The organism is Micromonospora sp. NPDC004704 (genome assembly GCF_053601675.1).
Window position 1 is genome coordinate 349,943 of the sequence record NZ_JBSGCD010000006.1, and the last position, 16,055, is coordinate 365,997.

The 16,055-nt window shown below is 71.4% G+C and carries 14 protein-coding genes; 6 read left to right on the forward strand and 8 right to left on the reverse strand.

The features are described from left to right. The first annotated feature begins 74 nt into the window (after positions 1–74). From ACWEFB_RS11400 to ACWEFB_RS11415, 4 genes are all read left to right on the forward strand, one after another. A complete protein-coding gene (locus ACWEFB_RS11400) occupies positions 75–857 on the forward strand; it encodes an SDR family oxidoreductase (protein WP_452284612.1) in 783 nt (260 codons plus the stop codon). Then, on the forward strand, positions 854–1,873 hold the full coding sequence (locus tag ACWEFB_RS11405) for a phosphotransferase family protein (RefSeq protein ID WP_452284571.1): 1,020 nt from the start codon (positions 854–856) through the stop codon (positions 1,871–1,873). The genes ACWEFB_RS11400 and ACWEFB_RS11405 overlap by 4 nt, the downstream gene beginning before the upstream one ends. Continuing rightward, on the forward strand, positions 1,873–3,090 hold the full coding sequence (locus tag ACWEFB_RS11410) for an acyl-CoA dehydrogenase family protein (protein WP_452284573.1): 1,218 nt from the start codon (positions 1,873–1,875) through the stop codon (positions 3,088–3,090). The genes ACWEFB_RS11405 and ACWEFB_RS11410 overlap by 1 nt, the downstream gene beginning before the upstream one ends. A 64-nt stretch (positions 3,091–3,154) precedes the next feature. Further along, positions 3,155–3,766, forward strand: a complete 612-nt coding sequence (locus ACWEFB_RS11415) for a TetR/AcrR family transcriptional regulator (RefSeq protein ID WP_452284575.1) — start codon at positions 3,155–3,157, stop codon at positions 3,764–3,766. Between the two features lie 18 nt (positions 3,767–3,784). On the opposite strand, the gene ACWEFB_RS11420 is transcribed toward ACWEFB_RS11415, so the two are convergent. The 3 genes from ACWEFB_RS11420 to ACWEFB_RS11430 all read right to left on the reverse strand — a co-directional run bounded on the left by ACWEFB_RS11420 (position 3,785) and on the right by ACWEFB_RS11430 (position 6,431). After that, complete coding sequence (locus ACWEFB_RS11420) at positions 3,785–4,765, reverse strand: LysR family transcriptional regulator (RefSeq protein WP_452284577.1); 981 nt, start codon at positions 4,763–4,765, stop codon at positions 3,785–3,787. 27 nt (positions 4,766–4,792) lie between these two features. Next, a complete protein-coding gene (locus ACWEFB_RS11425; RefSeq protein ID WP_452284579.1) occupies positions 4,793–5,527 on the reverse strand; it encodes an SDR family oxidoreductase in 735 nt (244 codons plus the stop codon). Between the two features lie 136 nt (positions 5,528–5,663). Further along, complete coding sequence (locus ACWEFB_RS11430; protein ID WP_452284581.1) at positions 5,664–6,431, reverse strand: alpha/beta fold hydrolase; 768 nt, start codon at positions 6,429–6,431, stop codon at positions 5,664–5,666. Between the two features lie 68 nt (positions 6,432–6,499). Here ACWEFB_RS11430 and ACWEFB_RS11435 point away from each other — a divergent pair, with 68 nt between their 5' ends. Continuing rightward, positions 6,500–9,292: an AAA family ATPase gene (locus ACWEFB_RS11435; RefSeq protein ID WP_452284583.1), complete on the forward strand. Its 2,793-nt coding sequence runs from the start codon at positions 6,500–6,502 to the stop codon at positions 9,290–9,292. Between the two features lie 114 nt (positions 9,293–9,406). On the opposite strand, the gene ACWEFB_RS11440 is transcribed toward ACWEFB_RS11435, so the two are convergent. From ACWEFB_RS11440 to ACWEFB_RS11455, 4 genes are all read right to left on the reverse strand, one after another. Next, a complete protein-coding gene (locus tag ACWEFB_RS11440) occupies positions 9,407–10,198 on the reverse strand; it encodes an ABC transporter permease (RefSeq protein WP_452284585.1) in 792 nt (263 codons plus the stop codon). Continuing rightward, positions 10,195–11,148 (reverse strand): ATP-binding cassette domain-containing protein, encoded by a 954-nt coding sequence (locus ACWEFB_RS11445; RefSeq protein WP_452284587.1) that lies wholly within the window; start codon positions 11,146–11,148, stop codon positions 10,195–10,197. Before ACWEFB_RS11445 ends, ACWEFB_RS11440 begins: the two co-directional genes overlap by 4 nt. Before the next feature lie 311 nt (positions 11,149–11,459). Continuing rightward, positions 11,460–12,320: a DUF4097 family beta strand repeat-containing protein gene (locus ACWEFB_RS11450; RefSeq protein ID WP_452284588.1), complete on the reverse strand. Its 861-nt coding sequence runs from the start codon at positions 12,318–12,320 to the stop codon at positions 11,460–11,462. A gap of 84 nt (positions 12,321–12,404) precedes the next feature. Further along, a complete protein-coding gene (locus tag ACWEFB_RS11455) occupies positions 12,405–12,956 on the reverse strand; it encodes a hypothetical protein (protein ID WP_452284590.1) in 552 nt (183 codons plus the stop codon). Positions 12,957–13,326: 370 nt separating this feature from the next. Between ACWEFB_RS11455 and ahcY the strand changes: the two genes are divergently transcribed. After that, the gene (gene ahcY / locus ACWEFB_RS11460; RefSeq protein WP_452284592.1) at positions 13,327–14,787 is read left to right on the forward strand and encodes an adenosylhomocysteinase; all 1,461 of its coding nucleotides are present in this window, start codon (positions 13,327–13,329) and stop codon (positions 14,785–14,787) included. A gap of 46 nt (positions 14,788–14,833) precedes the next feature. On the opposite strand, the gene ACWEFB_RS11465 is transcribed toward ahcY, so the two are convergent. Beyond that, on the reverse strand, positions 14,834–15,877 hold the full coding sequence (locus tag ACWEFB_RS11465) for an MBL fold metallo-hydrolase (RefSeq protein WP_452284594.1): 1,044 nt from the start codon (positions 15,875–15,877) through the stop codon (positions 14,834–14,836). Positions 15,878–16,055 lie beyond the last annotated feature (178 nt).

The window sequence follows — 16,055 nt, forward strand, 5'->3', positions numbered from 1 at the left end:
ATTAGCACTGTGAATGCATATTTTGTCGTCCTGTCGGTCCGGTCAGTCAGCCGGTCCCGGTGACCTCCGCCGGACTGGACCTGGCCGGTGCAGGGGTGGTCGTGACCGGAGGCGGTTCCGGTATCGGTGCCGCGCTCGCCACCCGGTTCGCCGCCGCCGGTGCCCGGGTGATCGTCAACGACCTGGACGCCGATGCCGCCCGCGCGGTCGCCGACCGGATCGGTGGGCACGCCGTACCGGGCGACGCTTCGGACCGGACCGAGGTGGGCCGGCTGGTCGACACCGCGTACGAGCTGCTCGGTCGGGTCGACCTGTTCTGTGCCAACGCAGGGGTGGCACCCGGCGGCGGGGTGGACGCCGACCTCGACGACTGGGATTCCGCCTGGCGGGTGAACGTACTCGCCCACGTGCACGCCGCCCGCGCGCTGCTGCCGTACTGGCTGCCGGCGGGGCGGGGACGGCTGGTGGTGACCGTGTCCGCGGCCGGGCTGCTAACCCTGCTCGGGAAGGCGCCCTACTCGGTCACCAAACACGCGGCGCTCGGCTTCGCCGAATGGCTGCGCGCCACGTACGCCCACCGGGGCATCACCGTCCAGGCGCTCTGTCCGCAGGGCGTGCGTACGCCCATGCTCGCCAGCGGCGACGGCCCCGGCGCCGCCCTGCTCGACGCCGACGCGCTCGAACCCGAGCAGGTGGCGGAATGCGTGCTGTCGGCGCTCGACGGGGACGGGTTCCTGATCCTGCCGCACCCGGAGGTCGCCACCTTCTACGCCCGACGGGCCGCCGACCCGGACCGGTGGCTGCGCGGGATGAACCGCGTACAGCAGGGTCTCGACGCGGCGGCCGACGGACGGTGAGCGGCCCACGGTCGGCAGCCGACCCGCAACCCGGCCGGGCCCTGCCCGGTCTGGACCTGGCCCGGTTGCGCGGCTACCTCGACCGGGAGGCGCCCGACCTGGTCGACGGCCCGTTGCGCGGCGGGGTGCTCCCCGGCGGAAAGTCCAACATCACCTACGCGGTGACCGACGGCCGGACCCGTTTCGTGGTCCGCCGACCGCCGCTGGGCCACGTGCTCGCCACCGCCCACGACATGGGTCGCGAGTACCGGGTGCAGCGGGCCCTCGCGCCAACCCCGGTACCGGTGCCGCGGGTGCTGCTGCACTGCCCCGACCCGGACGTCATCGGCGCACCGTTCTATCTCATGAGCCACGTCGAGGGACGGGTCTACCGGGTGCCGGCCGAGCTGACCCCGCTCGGTCCGGCCGCTGTCGCCGGGCTCGCCCGGTCCCTGGTGCACACCCTCGCCGACCTGCACGCCGTCGCGCCCGACAGCGTCGGGCTGGCTGACTTCGGCCGCCCGGACGGGTTCGCCGCCCGGCAGGTACGCCGGTGGAAGACCCAACTCGACGCCTCCCGAAGCCGGGACCTGCCCGGCATCGAGGAACTGTACGACCGGCTCGCCGCCGCCGTACCGGTGGCCGGTGCCCCCACCGTCGTGCACGGGGACTTCCGGTTGGACAACGCGGTCGTCGGACCGGACGGCGACATCCGCGCGGTGCTCGACTGGGAGATGTCCACCCTGGGAGACCCGCTCACCGACCTCGGCCTGCTGCTGGTCTACTCGGCCCGGCTGCACGCCCCCGGCTGGCCCGCCCCCGACGAACTCGCCGTGACCTACGCCGACCGGACCGGCCGGGATGTACGCGACCTGGGCTGGTACGTCGCCTTCGCCTCGTTCAAGCTCGCCGTGATCCTCGAGGGCGTGCACTACCGCTACGTACGCGGACAGACCGTCGGCGCCGGATTCGACCGGGTCGGCGAACGGGTCCCGCCGCTGATCGCACAGGGCCTGAGCACACTGGGGGAGAACTGATGGACTTCGGCCTGGACGACACCACGGTCCGGATGCGCGAGCGGCTGATCGATTTCATGACCGAGCGGATCTACCCGGCGGAACCGGAGTTCGCCCAGCAGGCGCGCACCGGTGACCCGTGGACCACCCCGCCGGTGGTGGAACGGCTCGCCGCCGAGGCCCGCCGGCGCGGGCTGTGGAACCTGTTCCTCCCCGGTGAGCACGGCGCCGGCCTGACCAACCTTCAGTACGCCCCACTGGCCGAGATCACCGGCCGCAGCCCCGGCCTGGCTCCGGCCGCCCTCAACTGCGCCGCCCCCGACACCGGAAACATGGAACTGCTCGCCGAGTTCGGCACCGCCGAGCAGCGCGAACGCTGGCTGACCCCGCTGCTCGACGGCCGGATCCGGTCGGCGTTCGCGATGACCGAGCCCGACGTCGCCTCCTCCGACGCCACCAACATCGCCACCCGGATCGAGCGGGACGGCGACGACTACGTGATCAACGGCCGGAAGTGGTTCATCACCGGGGCGATGAACCCGCGCTGCGAGATCTTCATCGTGCTCGGACGTACCGACCCGGAGGGGCCGAGGCACCGCCAGCACAGTCAGATCCTGGTACCCCGCGACACGCCCGGGGTGAACATCCGCCGGGGCATGTCCACGTTCGGCTACGACGACGGCGACCACGGCGGACACGCCGAGATCGACTTCGTCGACGTACGGGTACCGGCCGGCAACCTGATCGGGGCGCCCGGTGACGGTTTCGCCATCTCGCAGGCCCGGCTCGGACCTGGCCGGGTGCACCACTGCATGCGCCTGATCGGCATGGCCGAACGGGCGCTGGAACTGATGTGTCGGCGGGCCGCCGCCCGGCAGGCGTTCGGCGGCCCGCTCGCCGACCAGGGGGTGATCCAGGACTGGATCGCCGAGTCGCGGGTGCGGATCGAACAGGCCCGGCTGCTGGTACTCAAGACCGCCTGGCTGATGGACACCGTCGGTAACCGGCACGCGCACACCGAGATCCAGGCGATCAAGATCGTGGTCCCGCAGGCGGTCGAGTGGATCCTCGACAAGGCCATCCAGGCCCATGGCGCGGCCGGGGTCAGTCAGGACTCCCCACTGGCCCAGATGTGGGCCCGGGCCCGGACGATCCGGCTCGCCGACGGCCCCGACGAGGTGCACCGCCGTTCGCTCGCCCGGCGGGAACTGCGCCGCCACCTGCCGGTGGGCTCATGACCGCTGGCTACACTCTGCGTGCATGATCTTGCCCCGGGTGTCGGGGCGGAGGAGGAGTGGCGAGATGGGCCAGGCCGACGTACCGGCTCGCGTCGACGGGCGGACCGCACGCGCGGAACGTACCCGGGCGGCGATCGTCGAGGCGCACCTCGCGCTCATCTCCGAAGGGGACCTCCGGCCGACCGGTGAACGGATCGCCGACCGGGCCGGAGTGTCCCTGCGTACGCTCTGGACGAACTTCAAGGACATGGAGACCCTCTTCGAGGCCAGCGGGGAGCGCCTGCTCCAGGAGCAGGATGCCGCGTACCGGCGGATCTCACCCGACCTGCCGCTGGCCAAGCGGGTCGACGCGTACTGCCGCCAGCGCGCCCGGCTGCTCCAACTGATCACCCCGTCGGCGCGGGCCGCGCAGATGCGCGAACCGGTCTCCGCCCAGCTCCACCTCAACCGGCTCAAACACATCGACCGGGTACGCGACGAGGTGCACGACCTGTTCGCCGCCGAACTCGACCGGGCCGGCGCCGGACGGGACGAACTCGTCAACGCCCTGGTGGCGGCGAGCATGTGGCCGGCCTGGTCGATGCTGCGCGACGGTCTCGGGCTCGGTGTCGACAAGGCCCGCGCGGTGATGACCCGTACGGTGCGAGCGCTGCTGACCGAGTCGAAGGTCTCCTGACCCCCGGCGAGGCGGTGCTCAGCCCGGCAGGGTCAGGTGGTCGTCCACCATGGCCATCAGCGCGGCGGTGGCCGAACTGATCCGGCGCTGCTCCGCCGTCGCCAGGTGCAGCGACCACTCCAGGGACTGGTCCGTCACCGGCAGCGCCCTGCACAGCGGTGTCCGGGGGACGGTGTGCGTCGGCAGGATGGTCACGCCGAGGCCGTGGCTGGCGAAGTCGGCCGCCACCCCCACGTCGGTCACCTCCATGCCGATCACCCGTTCCAGCCCGGCCGCCCGGAACGCGGCGTCGTTGGCGGTCCGGTTGGCGTACCCGAGCGGGTAGTCGATGAACGGCTCGTCGGCCACCTCCGCCAGGGTCACCGAGTCCTGCCGGGCCAGCGGATGGTCGGCCGGTACGACCACCACCTGCGGGATCCGTACCAGCAGGCGGGTCCGCAGGTGCGGGAACGGGCGGCCGCCGATGCCGAGGAACGCGACGTCGACCTCGCCGTCGACCAGGGAGCGGGCCAGTCCGGCCGAACCGTCCCAGGTGGCCGCCCGCAACCGCAGGCGTACGCGCGGGTGGGTCCGGTGGAACTCGCCCAGCAGACCGGCGAAGTCGATGCCGCCGACACCGGTCAGGCAGCCGACGGCAACCGAACCGTGTAGTTCCCGGCCCACCTCGTTGACGGCGTCCCGGGCCGACTGGGCCGCGTCGAGGGTCGCCCGCGCCCTGGGCAGTAGCGCCTCTCCGGCGTCGGTCAGCGAGAACCGCTGGGCGCCGCGCTCGAACAGCACCGCGCCGAGTTCACGCTCCAGGGCGGAGATCGCGGACGAGACGGCGGACTGCACCACGTGCAGCCGACCCGCCGCGCGGGTGAAACTGCGCTCCGCCGCGACCGCGACGAAATACTCCAGATGCCTGAGCTCCACTCCGCCAAGGATCACATACTCCGACGGGCGGGCGGCCCGTACCCGGGGCGACCGGCGCCCGCCCCGCCCCGTGACCTCGCTCATCGTGGACCCCTGTCGACCCGTTCGGGGTCAGATGGCGCCGCCGTTGGCGTACAGCACCTGGCCGTTGATCCAACGCGCCGGACCGGCGAGGAAGACGATGATCTCGGCGATGTCCTGCGGGGTGCCGATCCGCTCCAGCGGCGGCTCGGCCGCCATCCGGCTCAGGGTCGCCTCGTCCTTGCCGTCGAAGAAGAGCTGGGTCGCGGTCGGGCCGGGCGCCACCACGTTCACGGTGATGTCCCGACCGCGCAGTTCGCGGGCCAGGATCAGGGTGATCGCCTCCACCCCGCCCTTGCTCGCGGCGTAGGCGGTGTAGCCGGGCCGGGCGAACCGGCTGATCGAGCTGGAGATGTTGATGATCGCGCCACCGGAGCGCATCCGGCGGGCGGCCTGCTGGTCGACCACGAAGGTGCCCCGGAGGTTGGTCCGGATGATCCGGTCGAGCAGGTCGAGGTCGAGGTCGACCAGTGGACTGACCGGCATGATGCCGGCCGCGTGGACCACCACGTCGACGCCGCCGTACTCGCGCTCGGCCGTGTCGAAGACCGCGGCGACCGCGGTTTCGTCGGCGACGTCACCCTGTACGGCGATCGCGCTGCCGCCCCTGGCGGTGATCGCGGCGACCGTGCTGTCCGCGTCGACCTTGTTGCCGGCGTAGTTCACGACGACGGCGTACCCGTCGGCGGCCAGCCGTTCCGCGCTCTCGCGGCCGATGCCACGGGAGCCACCGGTGATGATCGCTACGCGGTGGGGGGTGTTCATGGTTGACGCTCCTTCAGCCGGGGGTCCTGCCGTCGAGCCAAGCTTGGCCCCCGGGTGGCATCAAATCCAACGAATCATTTCGATGATCAACATCTCTGTGGGAGATGGTGGACGCGAGCCGTTCAGGTCGAGGCGATCAGGCCCCCAGGAAGTCGACGATGGCCAGGGCGAAACCCGGATCGCGTACGACACCGAGGTGGTCGCCCGGCAGCACGAGCAGCTTTCCGTCGGTGATCGCGTCGGCGAGCACCTCCGGTCGGCTGGCGAGGTGGTCCTCGACGCCGCAGAGGACCAGCGTCGGCGCGGTGATCCGGTCCAGCGGAATCCGCCCGGTGCGTACGGCGGCGACCTGGGCCGCCAGCGCCAGCCGGTCGGCGCCCACCGCGTCGGCGAGCATCCGGAACGGTGCCCCCGGCAGGCCGGCGATAACGGCCGGATCCTCGGCGAGCAGAGCCCTGGTCACCTCACCCGGAGGCATCGCCCGGGTGTCGAGGCCGGCCAGTTCGACGACCGCGGACCCGACGCCGCCCAGGACGAGCCGGCGGACCCGTCTGTCGGTGCTGGCCAGCAGTGCCGACACCACCGCGCCCATCGAGTAGCCGACGAGGTCGATCCGGTCCACGTCGAGCAGGTCGACCAGGGCCCCGAGGTCACGGGCCATGGCGGCTTCGCCGTACCGGGCGGGTTCGTGGGGCTTTCCCGACGCGCCGTGCCCGCGCGCGTCCGGGGCGACCACCCAGCGCCCGGCGGCGGTGAGCGCGGCGACCACTCCGGGCCCGACGAAGTTGGTGGTGGCGTCGACCACGAAGCCGTGGTGCAGCACCACGGGCGGGGTGTCGTCCGGGGTGCCCCACCGCTGGTAGGCGATCTCCACGCCGTCGAACGACCGGAATCGATGGGCCATTGAGTCACCAGCCTCTTTCCAACTCGTTACTCATAGGTAACACTGAGTCTATGGTTACTGCATCGACAGTGCAAATAACCACCCTCCGTGGCCGGATCGCGGAGCGACACGCGGTCGCGGGCCTGCTCGACCGGGCGGCCCGGGGCAACGGCGGAGCGCTGCTCTTCCACGGTCCACCGGGAATGGGCAAGACCACCCTGCTCGGGTATGCCAGGACCATCGCCACCGAGGCCACCGTGCTGGCCGCCACCGGCCTGGCCGAGGAGAGCGCACTCGCGTACGCCGGGCTCCAGCGCCTGGTCGAGCCGGTGCTCGACCACACCGCCACCCTGCCCACCTCACTCGCCCGCGTCCTCGCCCGAGCCCTCGCCGGCGGTGGCTGCCCCGCGTCGGACCGGTTCGCCCTCTCCATGGCGGTACGCGGCCTGCTCGTCGCCGCCGGCCGGGACCGGCCCGTGCTCTGCACCGTGGACGACGTCGAACTGCTCGACCCACCGTCGACCGACGCGCTGACCTTCGCCGCCCGACGACTGCGGGACCAACCGGTCGCCGTCTTCTTCGGCGCCGGACCGGACACCGCACTCGGCGGCATCCCGGCCCGGCACCTCGACGGCCTGGACGACACCACCAGCGTCGAACTCCTCGCCGACCTGCTACCCGAACCGCTGCCCGCCCGGGTTGCCGCCGCCCTCGTCGCCCTCGCCGCCGGCAACCCGCAGGCGCTCGCCGATCTCGCCGCCGCGCTCACCCCCGCGCAGCGCCGGGGCGACGAACCGCCACCCGCCACCCTCGCCCCGGACAGCGTCCTGCGCAGGCGCTACCGCCAGCGGCTGGCCGGTCTGCCGCCGGACACCCGGTGGCTGCTGCTGCTCGCCGCCCTCGACGACGAACTGGACGCGTCCACCCTGGTCCGGGCCGCCCAGGCATCCGGGATGGTGATCGACGCCCTCACCCCGGCCGAGCTGTCCGGCCTGGTCCGGGTCGACACCCACCGGGTCCACTTCGCCCACCCCCTGGTACGGGCCATCGTGCACGACGAGGCGCCGCTGGCCCGGCGACGTACCGGGCACCTGCGACTGGCCGGTGTCCTCGACGGTGAACGGGAACGGCTGCGCCGGGCGGTCCACCTCGCGGCGGCGGCATTGGGCCCGGACCCGGACCTCGCCGCCGAACTCGAACGGGCCGCCACCAGCGGCGGAGGAGGTTACGCCACCGCGTCGGCGGCGTTGGAGCGGGCCGCGCAACTCACCTCCGAACCGGCCGCGGCGGCGACCCGGTTGGTGACCGCCGCCCGCTACGCCTGGCTCGCCGGGTGCCCCCGCCGCGCCCGGGAACTCCTCGGTGGACTGGTCGGCGGGCCGGTCGGGCAGGCGGGCGTACCGTCCCCCGACTCGCTCATCCCGGAGGTGCCCGGAGCCGTCCCGGTCGGGCCGGAACTGCTCGGCACGGTTCAACTCCTGCGCGGGGAGATGGAACTGCGCGCGGGCTCCGCCGCGGTGGCGATCGAGATCCTGCTCGCCGCCGGGGACCTGCTCGCCGACCACCGACCCGACCTCGCGCTCACCGCCCTGGTCCGAGCCGGCGAGGCGGCCAGCTTCGCCGGTGACGACCGCCGTTTCGACGAACTGGCCCGCCGCGCCGCCGCGCTGCGCCACCCGGTGAGCTCACCGGCCACCGAGCTGATGTCCGACCACGTGGTCGGGTTCGGTGCGATGCTTCGCGGCGACCACGGGTTGGCCGTACCGGCGTTGCGGCGGGTGGTCGCACTCGCGACCCGACTCGACGACGCGGCCGCGCTGGCGGTGGCGAGCGCGGACAGCTTGTTGCTGGCCGACGACCGGGGCGCCCACCGGTCGGCCAGCCGCGCCGCCGAACTGGCCCGCACCACCGGGCAGGTCGCGCTGCTGCCCAGGGTGCTGGAACTGAGGGCGTGCGCGGAGTACTGGCTCGGCCCGGACGAGGTGGCAACCGAGACCGCCCGGGAGGGACTGCGTACGGCACGGGACACCGGGCAGGACAACTGCGCCGCCACCCACCTGGGCCTGCTCGCGGTCTTCGCCGCCATCGCGGGCGACCACCGGGCCTGCGGCCGTTGGCTGGGAGAGCTGGGGGAGGGACCGGACGGTGAGAGTCGACCCCAGGCCCTGGGCCAGTGGGCGCTGGGCGTACTCGACCTGACCGCCGGCAGGTGCGACGACGCGGTCACCAGGATGGCCGGGCTGGCCGACCCGGTCACCGGGCACGGCCAGATCCTCATCCAGATGATGGCCCTGCCGTACCTGGTCGAGGCCGCCGCCCGGTGTGCCGACCCCGGACCCGCGCTCGCCGCCCTCGCGGTCTTCGACCAGTGGGCGAACAACACCGGGGATCCGGCCCGCCGTGCCATCTCGGCCCGGTGCCACGCCCTGCTGGCGCCGCGCGGCAGCGACGAGGCCGAGGCGGCGTTCCGTACGGCGTTGCTGCTGCACCCCGCCGCCGGCTCGGAGTTCGAGCGGGCGCGTACGGAGCTGCTGTTCGGCAAGGAACTGCGGCGCAGCCGGCGGCCCCGCGACGCACGGGAGTACCTGCACGGCGCGTGGGAGTCGTTCGTGCACCTCGGTACGCAGGTGTGGGCCGCGCAGGCGAGTGCCGAGTTGCGGGCGGCGGGGGAGGCGGTCGAGGCGTCGGCGGTGCCGGTGACCGGGGCGCTGACCGCCCAGCAGTTGCAGATCGCCCGGCTGGTCGCCGAGGGCGCGACCAACCGGGAGGTGGCCGCCCGGCTGTTCCTGTCCACCCGAACCGTCGACCACCACATGCGCAACATCTTCAGCCGGCTCGGCATCCGGTCCCGGACCGACCTGGTACGGGTCATGTCGTCCTAGCCGCAGGCTCGCGCCACGGGGACGGCACGATGGCCCGTGCCGGGTCACCGGACGGGCCACCGTGCTAATCGGATACCTGCGACAACATCTCCGACCCGCCGCGTCGCGGCGCGGTCACCTGGCCGGGTCCCGGTTGTACGACCGCAGCGCCCACAGGTAGCCGAGCACGGCGATGGCGAGGCACCAGGCGGCGGCGATGATGGCGTTGTTGCCGATCGGACCCCCGGTCAGCAGTCCGCGGAGGGTCTCGATGACCGCCGTGAACGGCTGGTACTCGGCGAACCAGCGCAGCCCCACCGGGAGGGAGTCGGTGGGCACGAATCCGCTGCCGAAGAAGGGGAGGAGCAACAGGATGGAGGGGGAGTTGCTGGCGCTCTCGACACTCTTGGCCGCCATCCCCAGACCAACCGCCAACCAGGTGACCGCGAGAGTGATCATCGTGAGCACGCCGAACGCCGCGACCCACTCGACCGGGCCGGCCGAGGGCCGGAAGCCGAGGAGCACCGCCACCCCGATCACCACCACGATGGCGAGCAGTGTCTGGAGCATGGCCCCGACGACATGCCCGGTCAGTACGGCCGCCCGGGAGATCGCCATCGTACGGAACCGGGCGACGATGCCCTCGGTCATGTCCATGGCGATCGAGATCGCCGTGCCCTGCGCCGTACCGGCCACGGTCATCATGAGGATGCCGGGGACGACGTATCTCAGGTACTCCGCCCGCCCACCCGATGTGCCGCCGAGTCCCGCCCCCAGGGTGCCGCCGAAGACGAAGACGAACAGCAGGAGGAACACCAGCGGCCCACCGATCACGAACATCGTCAGGGACGGGTAGCGCACCATGCGCTTGAGGTTGCGCCGGAGCATGGTCGCCGAGTCGTGCGCGGCGTAGGAGAGGGTGGTCATCGTACGAACTCCGTCTTCTGGTCGGCCTGTCCGGTGAGCGAGAGGAACACGTCGTCGAGATCGGGGGTGTGCAGCGAGAGGCCGTCGACCTCCACCGAGTCACGGTCGAGCTGGTCGAGTACGGCCCGCAGGGCCCGGAAGCTGCCGTCGGTCGGCACCCGCAGGGTGAGGCCGGTGTCGTCCCGGGTGGACTCGACGAGCCCACGGGCCGCGGTGTCGAGCCCGTTCGCGTCGGCGAAGCGGAGCTCCACGTGGCCACCGGGGATCAGGGCCTTGAGCTGGCTCGGCGTCCCCTCGGCAACCAGCCGGCCGTGGTCGAGTACGGCGATCCGGTCGGCGAGCTGGTCCGCCTCCTCCAGGTACTGGGTGGTGAGGAAGATCGTCACCCCGCGGGCGACCAGATCGCGGATGATCTCCCACATGGTGCGCCGGCTGCGCGGGTCGAGGCCCGTCGTCGGCTCGTCGAGGAAGATGACCCGAGGGCTGCCGACCAGGGTCATCGCGAGATCGAGCCGGCGACGCATCCCGCCGGAGTAGGTGGATGCGGGCTTCCTGGCGGCCTCGGCCAGGTCGAACCGATCGAGCAGGTCGGCGGCGAGGCGGCGTCCCGCCGGGCGGCCCAGGTGACGCAGGTCCGCCATCAGCAGCAGGTTCTCCTCGCCGGTGAGCAGGTTGTCGACCGCGGAGAACTGGCCGGTCACCCCGATCACGCCGCGTACGCCGTCCGGGTTCCGGGCGAGGTCGTGGCCGGCGATCCGTACGTCCCCGCCGTCAGCGCTGATCAACGTGGACAGGATCTGCACCATGGTGGTCTTGCCGGCGCCGTTCGGGCCGAGCAGCGAGAAGATCGTCCCCTCGGGTACGTCCAGGTCGATGCCGTCGAGCACGACCTGCTTACCGAACGACTTACGCAGTCCGGCGACCGCGATCGCCGATCCGGGTGTGGTCATCTCATCTCCTTGGGTTGGTGCGAGGTGTACTGGCCGGGTCAGGGCAGCCGCCATCGCCCGGCGGCGGGCGCCGGGTGTGGTTCGACTGCGGTGGGAGGCTCGGGCGACGAGCGGGAAGCGGTGCGGACGGCGGTGGCACGGGCTCACCGGAGTCGGCGTTCGCCCCTGATCGGGCGGGAGGCCGGCGGGAACGCGGCGCGGAACCGTCCTCGCGAGGCGAGGTTGTGCGTGTGGGGGCCGACGGTTGTTCGGGTGGCAGGGTGGCTGGGTAGTCAGCGCTGCCGGCGGTGGCCGTCAGGGCTGGGCTGGGGTCACCCGGCGGGGGCGATGGTGGAACGGCGGATCAGGATGCCACCGGCGTAGGTGCGGGCGCGTACCTCGACGGTCTCGTCCGACGCGCCGGGGCCCTCGGAGGTGTCCAGGTCGTTGCGGACCCGGCCGGACACGGACCTCACGTCGAGCCAGGCTGCCGTACCCCTGCGGATGCCGACCTCCAGGTCACCGGCGGCGGACTCGATCACCACCGAGCCCCGGACGACCTCTCCGATGCGGACGTTGCCGTTCGCGGTCTTGGCCGTCACCGCGCCGAGTGCCCGGTCGACGGAGATGTCCCCGTTGGCCGCGTTCGATCGCAGGTCCCCGGTGACCTCGCCGATGCTGATGTCACCGTTTGAATTCTTGATCACCGCTTGGCCGTCGACCGCGCGGATCTCCACGTCACCGGAGTGGGTGGTGACCTCGGTGTTGCCGGTGATGTGGCCCACCGTGACCCGACCGCTGCTGGTGTGCGCGTGCAGCGCGCCGGTACGGTCCAGCCCGATGTTGCCGAGGCTGGTCTTGAACCGGCACTCGCCGAGCCGACCCTCGGTGTCGAAGTCGGCCAGCGAGGCGTAGGCGCGTACGTCCGAGCCGGCGGGCAACTCGACGGTCACCTCGACCGACCCGACCTTGTTGCTGAAGAGCGTGCGCAGCTTGGGCGCCTTGACCAGCAGCTTGCCGTCGGTGAACTCGACCCGTGTCTGCTCGGCCGCCTTCACGTCGAGTTCGTTGGCGTGGTCGTTCGGCTGGACCTCGACCACCGTCTGGCCGCGGTCGGTGGCGGTGATCCGGGCGCGGCCGACAACGAGGTCGATCGTCGCGGAGATGGGGCCGGGGGTGTCGAAATTAGGCATGGCGGTGCCCTCCTGATGGGTCTGGTGGATGTCTTGCGGGAGTGGGCGCTGGTTGGTGCAGCGATGTGGCGGGTGGATCGGCGGCTAGCGGACCCAGCCGGTGTAGTGCTGTCCGGCCCAGCTCTTCTGCCGCTCGGGCTGGCGGTCACGTTCCTCCTGCGCGAGCGCGGTGGCGGCGACCCGGACCAGCCAGGCGTTGACCGAGAGGCGTTCCCGGCCCGCGGCCTCCTCGATTCGGGCCTTGAGCTGCTCGGGCAGGCGGAAGTTGATCCGTGAGACGGCGCCGTCGTCGGTGTCCGGCACGGGGGTCGGCGCGGCGGCCGTCCGGGACTCGGTCGGGCTCTCGTACGCGTCGAAGCTGTCCCCGGCGGCGTGTCCCGGCGCCAGTGTGGCCGGGGGTGGCGCCACGACGAACTCCGGCTCGCCGGCCCGGAGGCGGAGATCCACGGAGCCCGGTGCGAGGTCGCGGGTGATCTCGTCCGCCGCCGCCGACAGCGCGTCGAGCAGGGTGAGCCGGACGGCCGACTCCAGCGGTGCGGTCAGGCGCTCGGCGAGGGCGCGGGCGTCGTCGCCCCCGGCCTCGGCGGCGACCGCGAGCTGCCGCCGCAGGTTGTCGACGTACTGCGTGATGTCCATGGCACCATCATGGCACCACGATGGCGCCATGGCAAGCCGAATTCGGCACTGATGGCGCCAGGGGGCGCATCGTTGGCGCCACGATGGCATCATCGGGCGCCATCCGTTGTCGAGATGGCACCGGTGGCGCCCGGCTCCGACCGGGTTATGATTTCTGTGCGCCCCACGGGGCGCGGCTCGGGTCGAGAGGCGCTGCGACGGATTCCATCCGCCACGCTCGATCTGTGGCCAGACACAAGGGCGCCTCCGAGCAGGAGGTGCCCTTTTTGGCATCTTCTGCCGCGCTGCGGGCTACCACCGCCGCGGCGCCGTACCGGTGCGGACCCCGTCCCACCGACCTCCAGCATCACGGAGTACGGAAGAGGAATCCATGAACGCACGACTGCAAGAGATCAACGGCGTCGAATTCGCGGTGGCGGACCTGTCGCTCGCCGCCGCGGGACGGCACCAGATGCGCCTGGCCGAACACGAGATGCCCGGCCTGATGGCGATCCGGCGGGAGTTCGCCGACGCCCAACCACTGCGCGGAGCACGGGTCGCGGGCTCACTGCACATGACCATCCAGACCGCCGTGCTCATCGAGACCCTCGTCGCCCTCGGCGCCCAGGTCCGCTGGGTCTCGTGCAACATCTTCTCCACCCAGGACGAGGCCGCCGCCGCAGTTGTCGTCGGCCCCGGCGGCTCGGTCGAGGCGCCCAGCGGTACCCCCGTGTTCGCCTGGAAGGGCGAAACCCTGGAGGAGTACTGGTGGTGCACCATGCAACTGTTCGACTTCGGCGACGGGCAGGGCCCGAACATGATCGTCGATGACGGTGGCGACGCGACGCTGCTCGTACACAAGGGTTTCGAGTACGAGAAGACCGGTGCCGTACCGCTGCCGGACGACGACGACCACGTCGAGTACAAGCTGATCCTGCAGACCCTCGCCGACAGCCTCGCCACCGACAACCAGCGCTTCACCCGGGTCGTCGGCGAGATGCGCGGCGTCACCGAGGAGACCACCAACGGCGTCGGCCGGCTCTACCGGCTCGCCCGCGGCGGCCAACTGCTGTTCCCGGCCATCAACGTCAACGACTCGGTGACCAAGTCGAAGTTCGACAACAAGTACGGCATTCGCCACTCCCTCGCCGACGGCCTCAACCGGGCCACCGACGTGATGCTCGGCGGCAAGCTCGCCGTCGTCTGCGGCTACGGCGACGTGGGCAAGGGCGCGGCCGAGTCGCTGCGCGGCCAGGGTGCCCGGGTCGTGGTCACCGAGATCGACCCGATCTGCGCACTACAGGCCGCGATGGAGGGGCTCCAGGTCGTCGAACTCGAAGACGTGGTGTCGACCGGGGACATCTTCATCACCACCACCGGCGGCACCGACATCATCATGGCCGAGCACATGGCCGCGATGAAGCACAACGCGATCGTCGGCAACGTCGGCCACTTCGACCTCGAGGTGGACATGGCCGGCCTGGCCCGTACTCCGGGCATCGAACGGGTGGAGATCAAGCCGCAGGTGCACGAGTGGCGCTTCCCGGACGGACACTCGATCATCGTCCTGTCCGAGGGCCGGCTGATGAACCTCGGTAACGCCACCGGCCACCCGAGTTTTGTCATGTCGAACTCGTTCACCAACCAGGCGATGGCGCAGATCGAGCTGTTCACCAAGCCCGGCCAGTACGCCAAGGACGTCTACGTGCTGCCCAAGCACCTGGACGAGAAGGTGGCCCGGCTGCACCTGGACGCGCTCGGCGTACGCCTGACGACCCTGACGAAGAAGCAGGCCGAGTACCTGAGCGTCGATGTCGAAGGCCCGTACAAGGCGGACCACTACCGCTACTGATCCCGGCGGGAACCGCTCCGGGAGCCGTCAACGGCTTCCGGAGCGGTCAGGTCGCCCGGAGGGTGAGCGCGGTCCCGACCGTGTTCGGGACGAACGCGTCCCCGAAACGCGCCGCCATCGCCTGCTGCGCCCGCCACCCGGTGCAGTGGGCGGGGAGGAGCACCGAGGGCGTCAGCTCGGCGAGGTCCGTCAGGACCCTCGGGATCAGCGGCTCGAACACCGGTCCGTTGAGATGGAAACCGCCGATCACCGCGTGCAGCGGCCGGTCGTGGGTAAGTCGTCGCGCGTACCGGCTGATGTTCACCACGCCCGCGTGCCCGCAGCCGGTCATGACCAGCAGGCCCTTGCCGCGGACGTCGATTATCAGTGCCTGGTCGTCGAGGACCAGCGGGTCCGGCTCCCATTTCCCGTCGAGCCATGCCTGCTGCGGTGGGAAACCCGGCTCGTATCCGGTGGTACGCGGCACCTCCCCGGTGATCAGGACCGATCCGTCGAACAGGAAACCGGGCTGACGCTCCTCGATCACGGTGAACCCGGCACCTTCGAGCGCCCGCCGGCTGGTGGTCGGAAGCTCCCTGGGTTCGACACCGGGCAGGGTCATCCGTCGGCGGTGCCAGAAGTGCGGGTGGATCAGCACCGGCAGGTTGACCCGGCCACCCAGCGCGCGGATCAGCCCGTCGAGCCCGGTGGTGTGGTCGAAATGCCCGTGACTGCAGACGATCGCCTCGATGGAGCCCGGGTCGATGTCGAGCCGGCGCATGTTCTCCACCACGCCGTTCGGGCTGGTCCCCGCGTCGAACAGGAAACGATGCTCCTGGCCGGCCTTGACCACCGTCACCAGGGCGGAGAAACCGTGTTCGGCGAGCAGTCCGTCGGGCACCTGTCCGTTCTCCATGGTCGAGGCCGGGACCCTGGCTGTCGACCGGAGCCTCCTGGCCGGGCCCCGATCGGGCAGGAGCATGTCGACCGAGTTGTCCATCAGTACGGTGACCGTCACCGAGTCGACCGGCTCCAGGGCGACGGGTACGCGCGGCTCGAAGTCGTGCAGGACACGTACGTCGTGATCGCCGGGCGTTCCGCCTGTGCACATTCATCGAGTATCGCGGCAGCGGTGCCCGTCACCGGGCGAAACCGTGCCGATCCACGCCCCGGCGATCTAGGGCTGGTGCTGACCTAGACGAGTAAGTCCTAACTATCCCTGAGTCGCGGGAATGACGAAGGGTGTCGATGATCCGTTTGTGACGACAGACATCAACACCCTTCTGACC

Excerpts from the sequence above, each read along its gene's own strand:
- ACWEFB_RS11410 (WP_452284573.1), top strand. The coding sequence starts at position 1,873 with ATGGACTTCGGCCTGGACGACACCACGGTCCGGATGCGCGAGCGGCTG.
- ACWEFB_RS11415 (WP_452284575.1), top strand. The coding sequence starts at position 3,155 with ATGGGCCAGGCCGACGTACCGGCTCGCGTCGACGGGCGGACCGCACGC.
- ACWEFB_RS11420 (WP_452284577.1), bottom strand. The coding sequence starts at position 4,765 with ATGAGCGAGGTCACGGGGCGGGGCGGGCGCCGGTCGCCCCGGGTACGG.
- ACWEFB_RS11425 (WP_452284579.1), bottom strand. The coding sequence starts at position 5,527 with ATGAACACCCCCCACCGCGTAGCGATCATCACCGGTGGCTCCCGTGGC.
- ACWEFB_RS11430 (WP_452284581.1), bottom strand. The coding sequence starts at position 6,431 with ATGGCCCATCGATTCCGGTCGTTCGACGGCGTGGAGATCGCCTACCAG.
- ACWEFB_RS11440 (WP_452284585.1), bottom strand. The coding sequence starts at position 10,198 with ATGACCACCCTCTCCTACGCCGCGCACGACTCGGCGACCATGCTCCGG.
- ACWEFB_RS11445 (WP_452284587.1), bottom strand. The coding sequence starts at position 11,148 with ATGACCACACCCGGATCGGCGATCGCGGTCGCCGGACTGCGTAAGTCG.
- ACWEFB_RS11450 (WP_452284588.1), bottom strand. The coding sequence starts at position 12,320 with ATGCCTAATTTCGACACCCCCGGCCCCATCTCCGCGACGATCGACCTC.
- ACWEFB_RS11455 (WP_452284590.1), bottom strand. The coding sequence starts at position 12,956 with ATGGACATCACGCAGTACGTCGACAACCTGCGGCGGCAGCTCGCGGTC.
- ahcY (WP_452284592.1), top strand. The coding sequence starts at position 13,327 with ATGAACGCACGACTGCAAGAGATCAACGGCGTCGAATTCGCGGTGGCG.
- ACWEFB_RS11465 (WP_452284594.1), bottom strand. The coding sequence starts at position 15,877 with ATGTGCACAGGCGGAACGCCCGGCGATCACGACGTACGTGTCCTGCAC.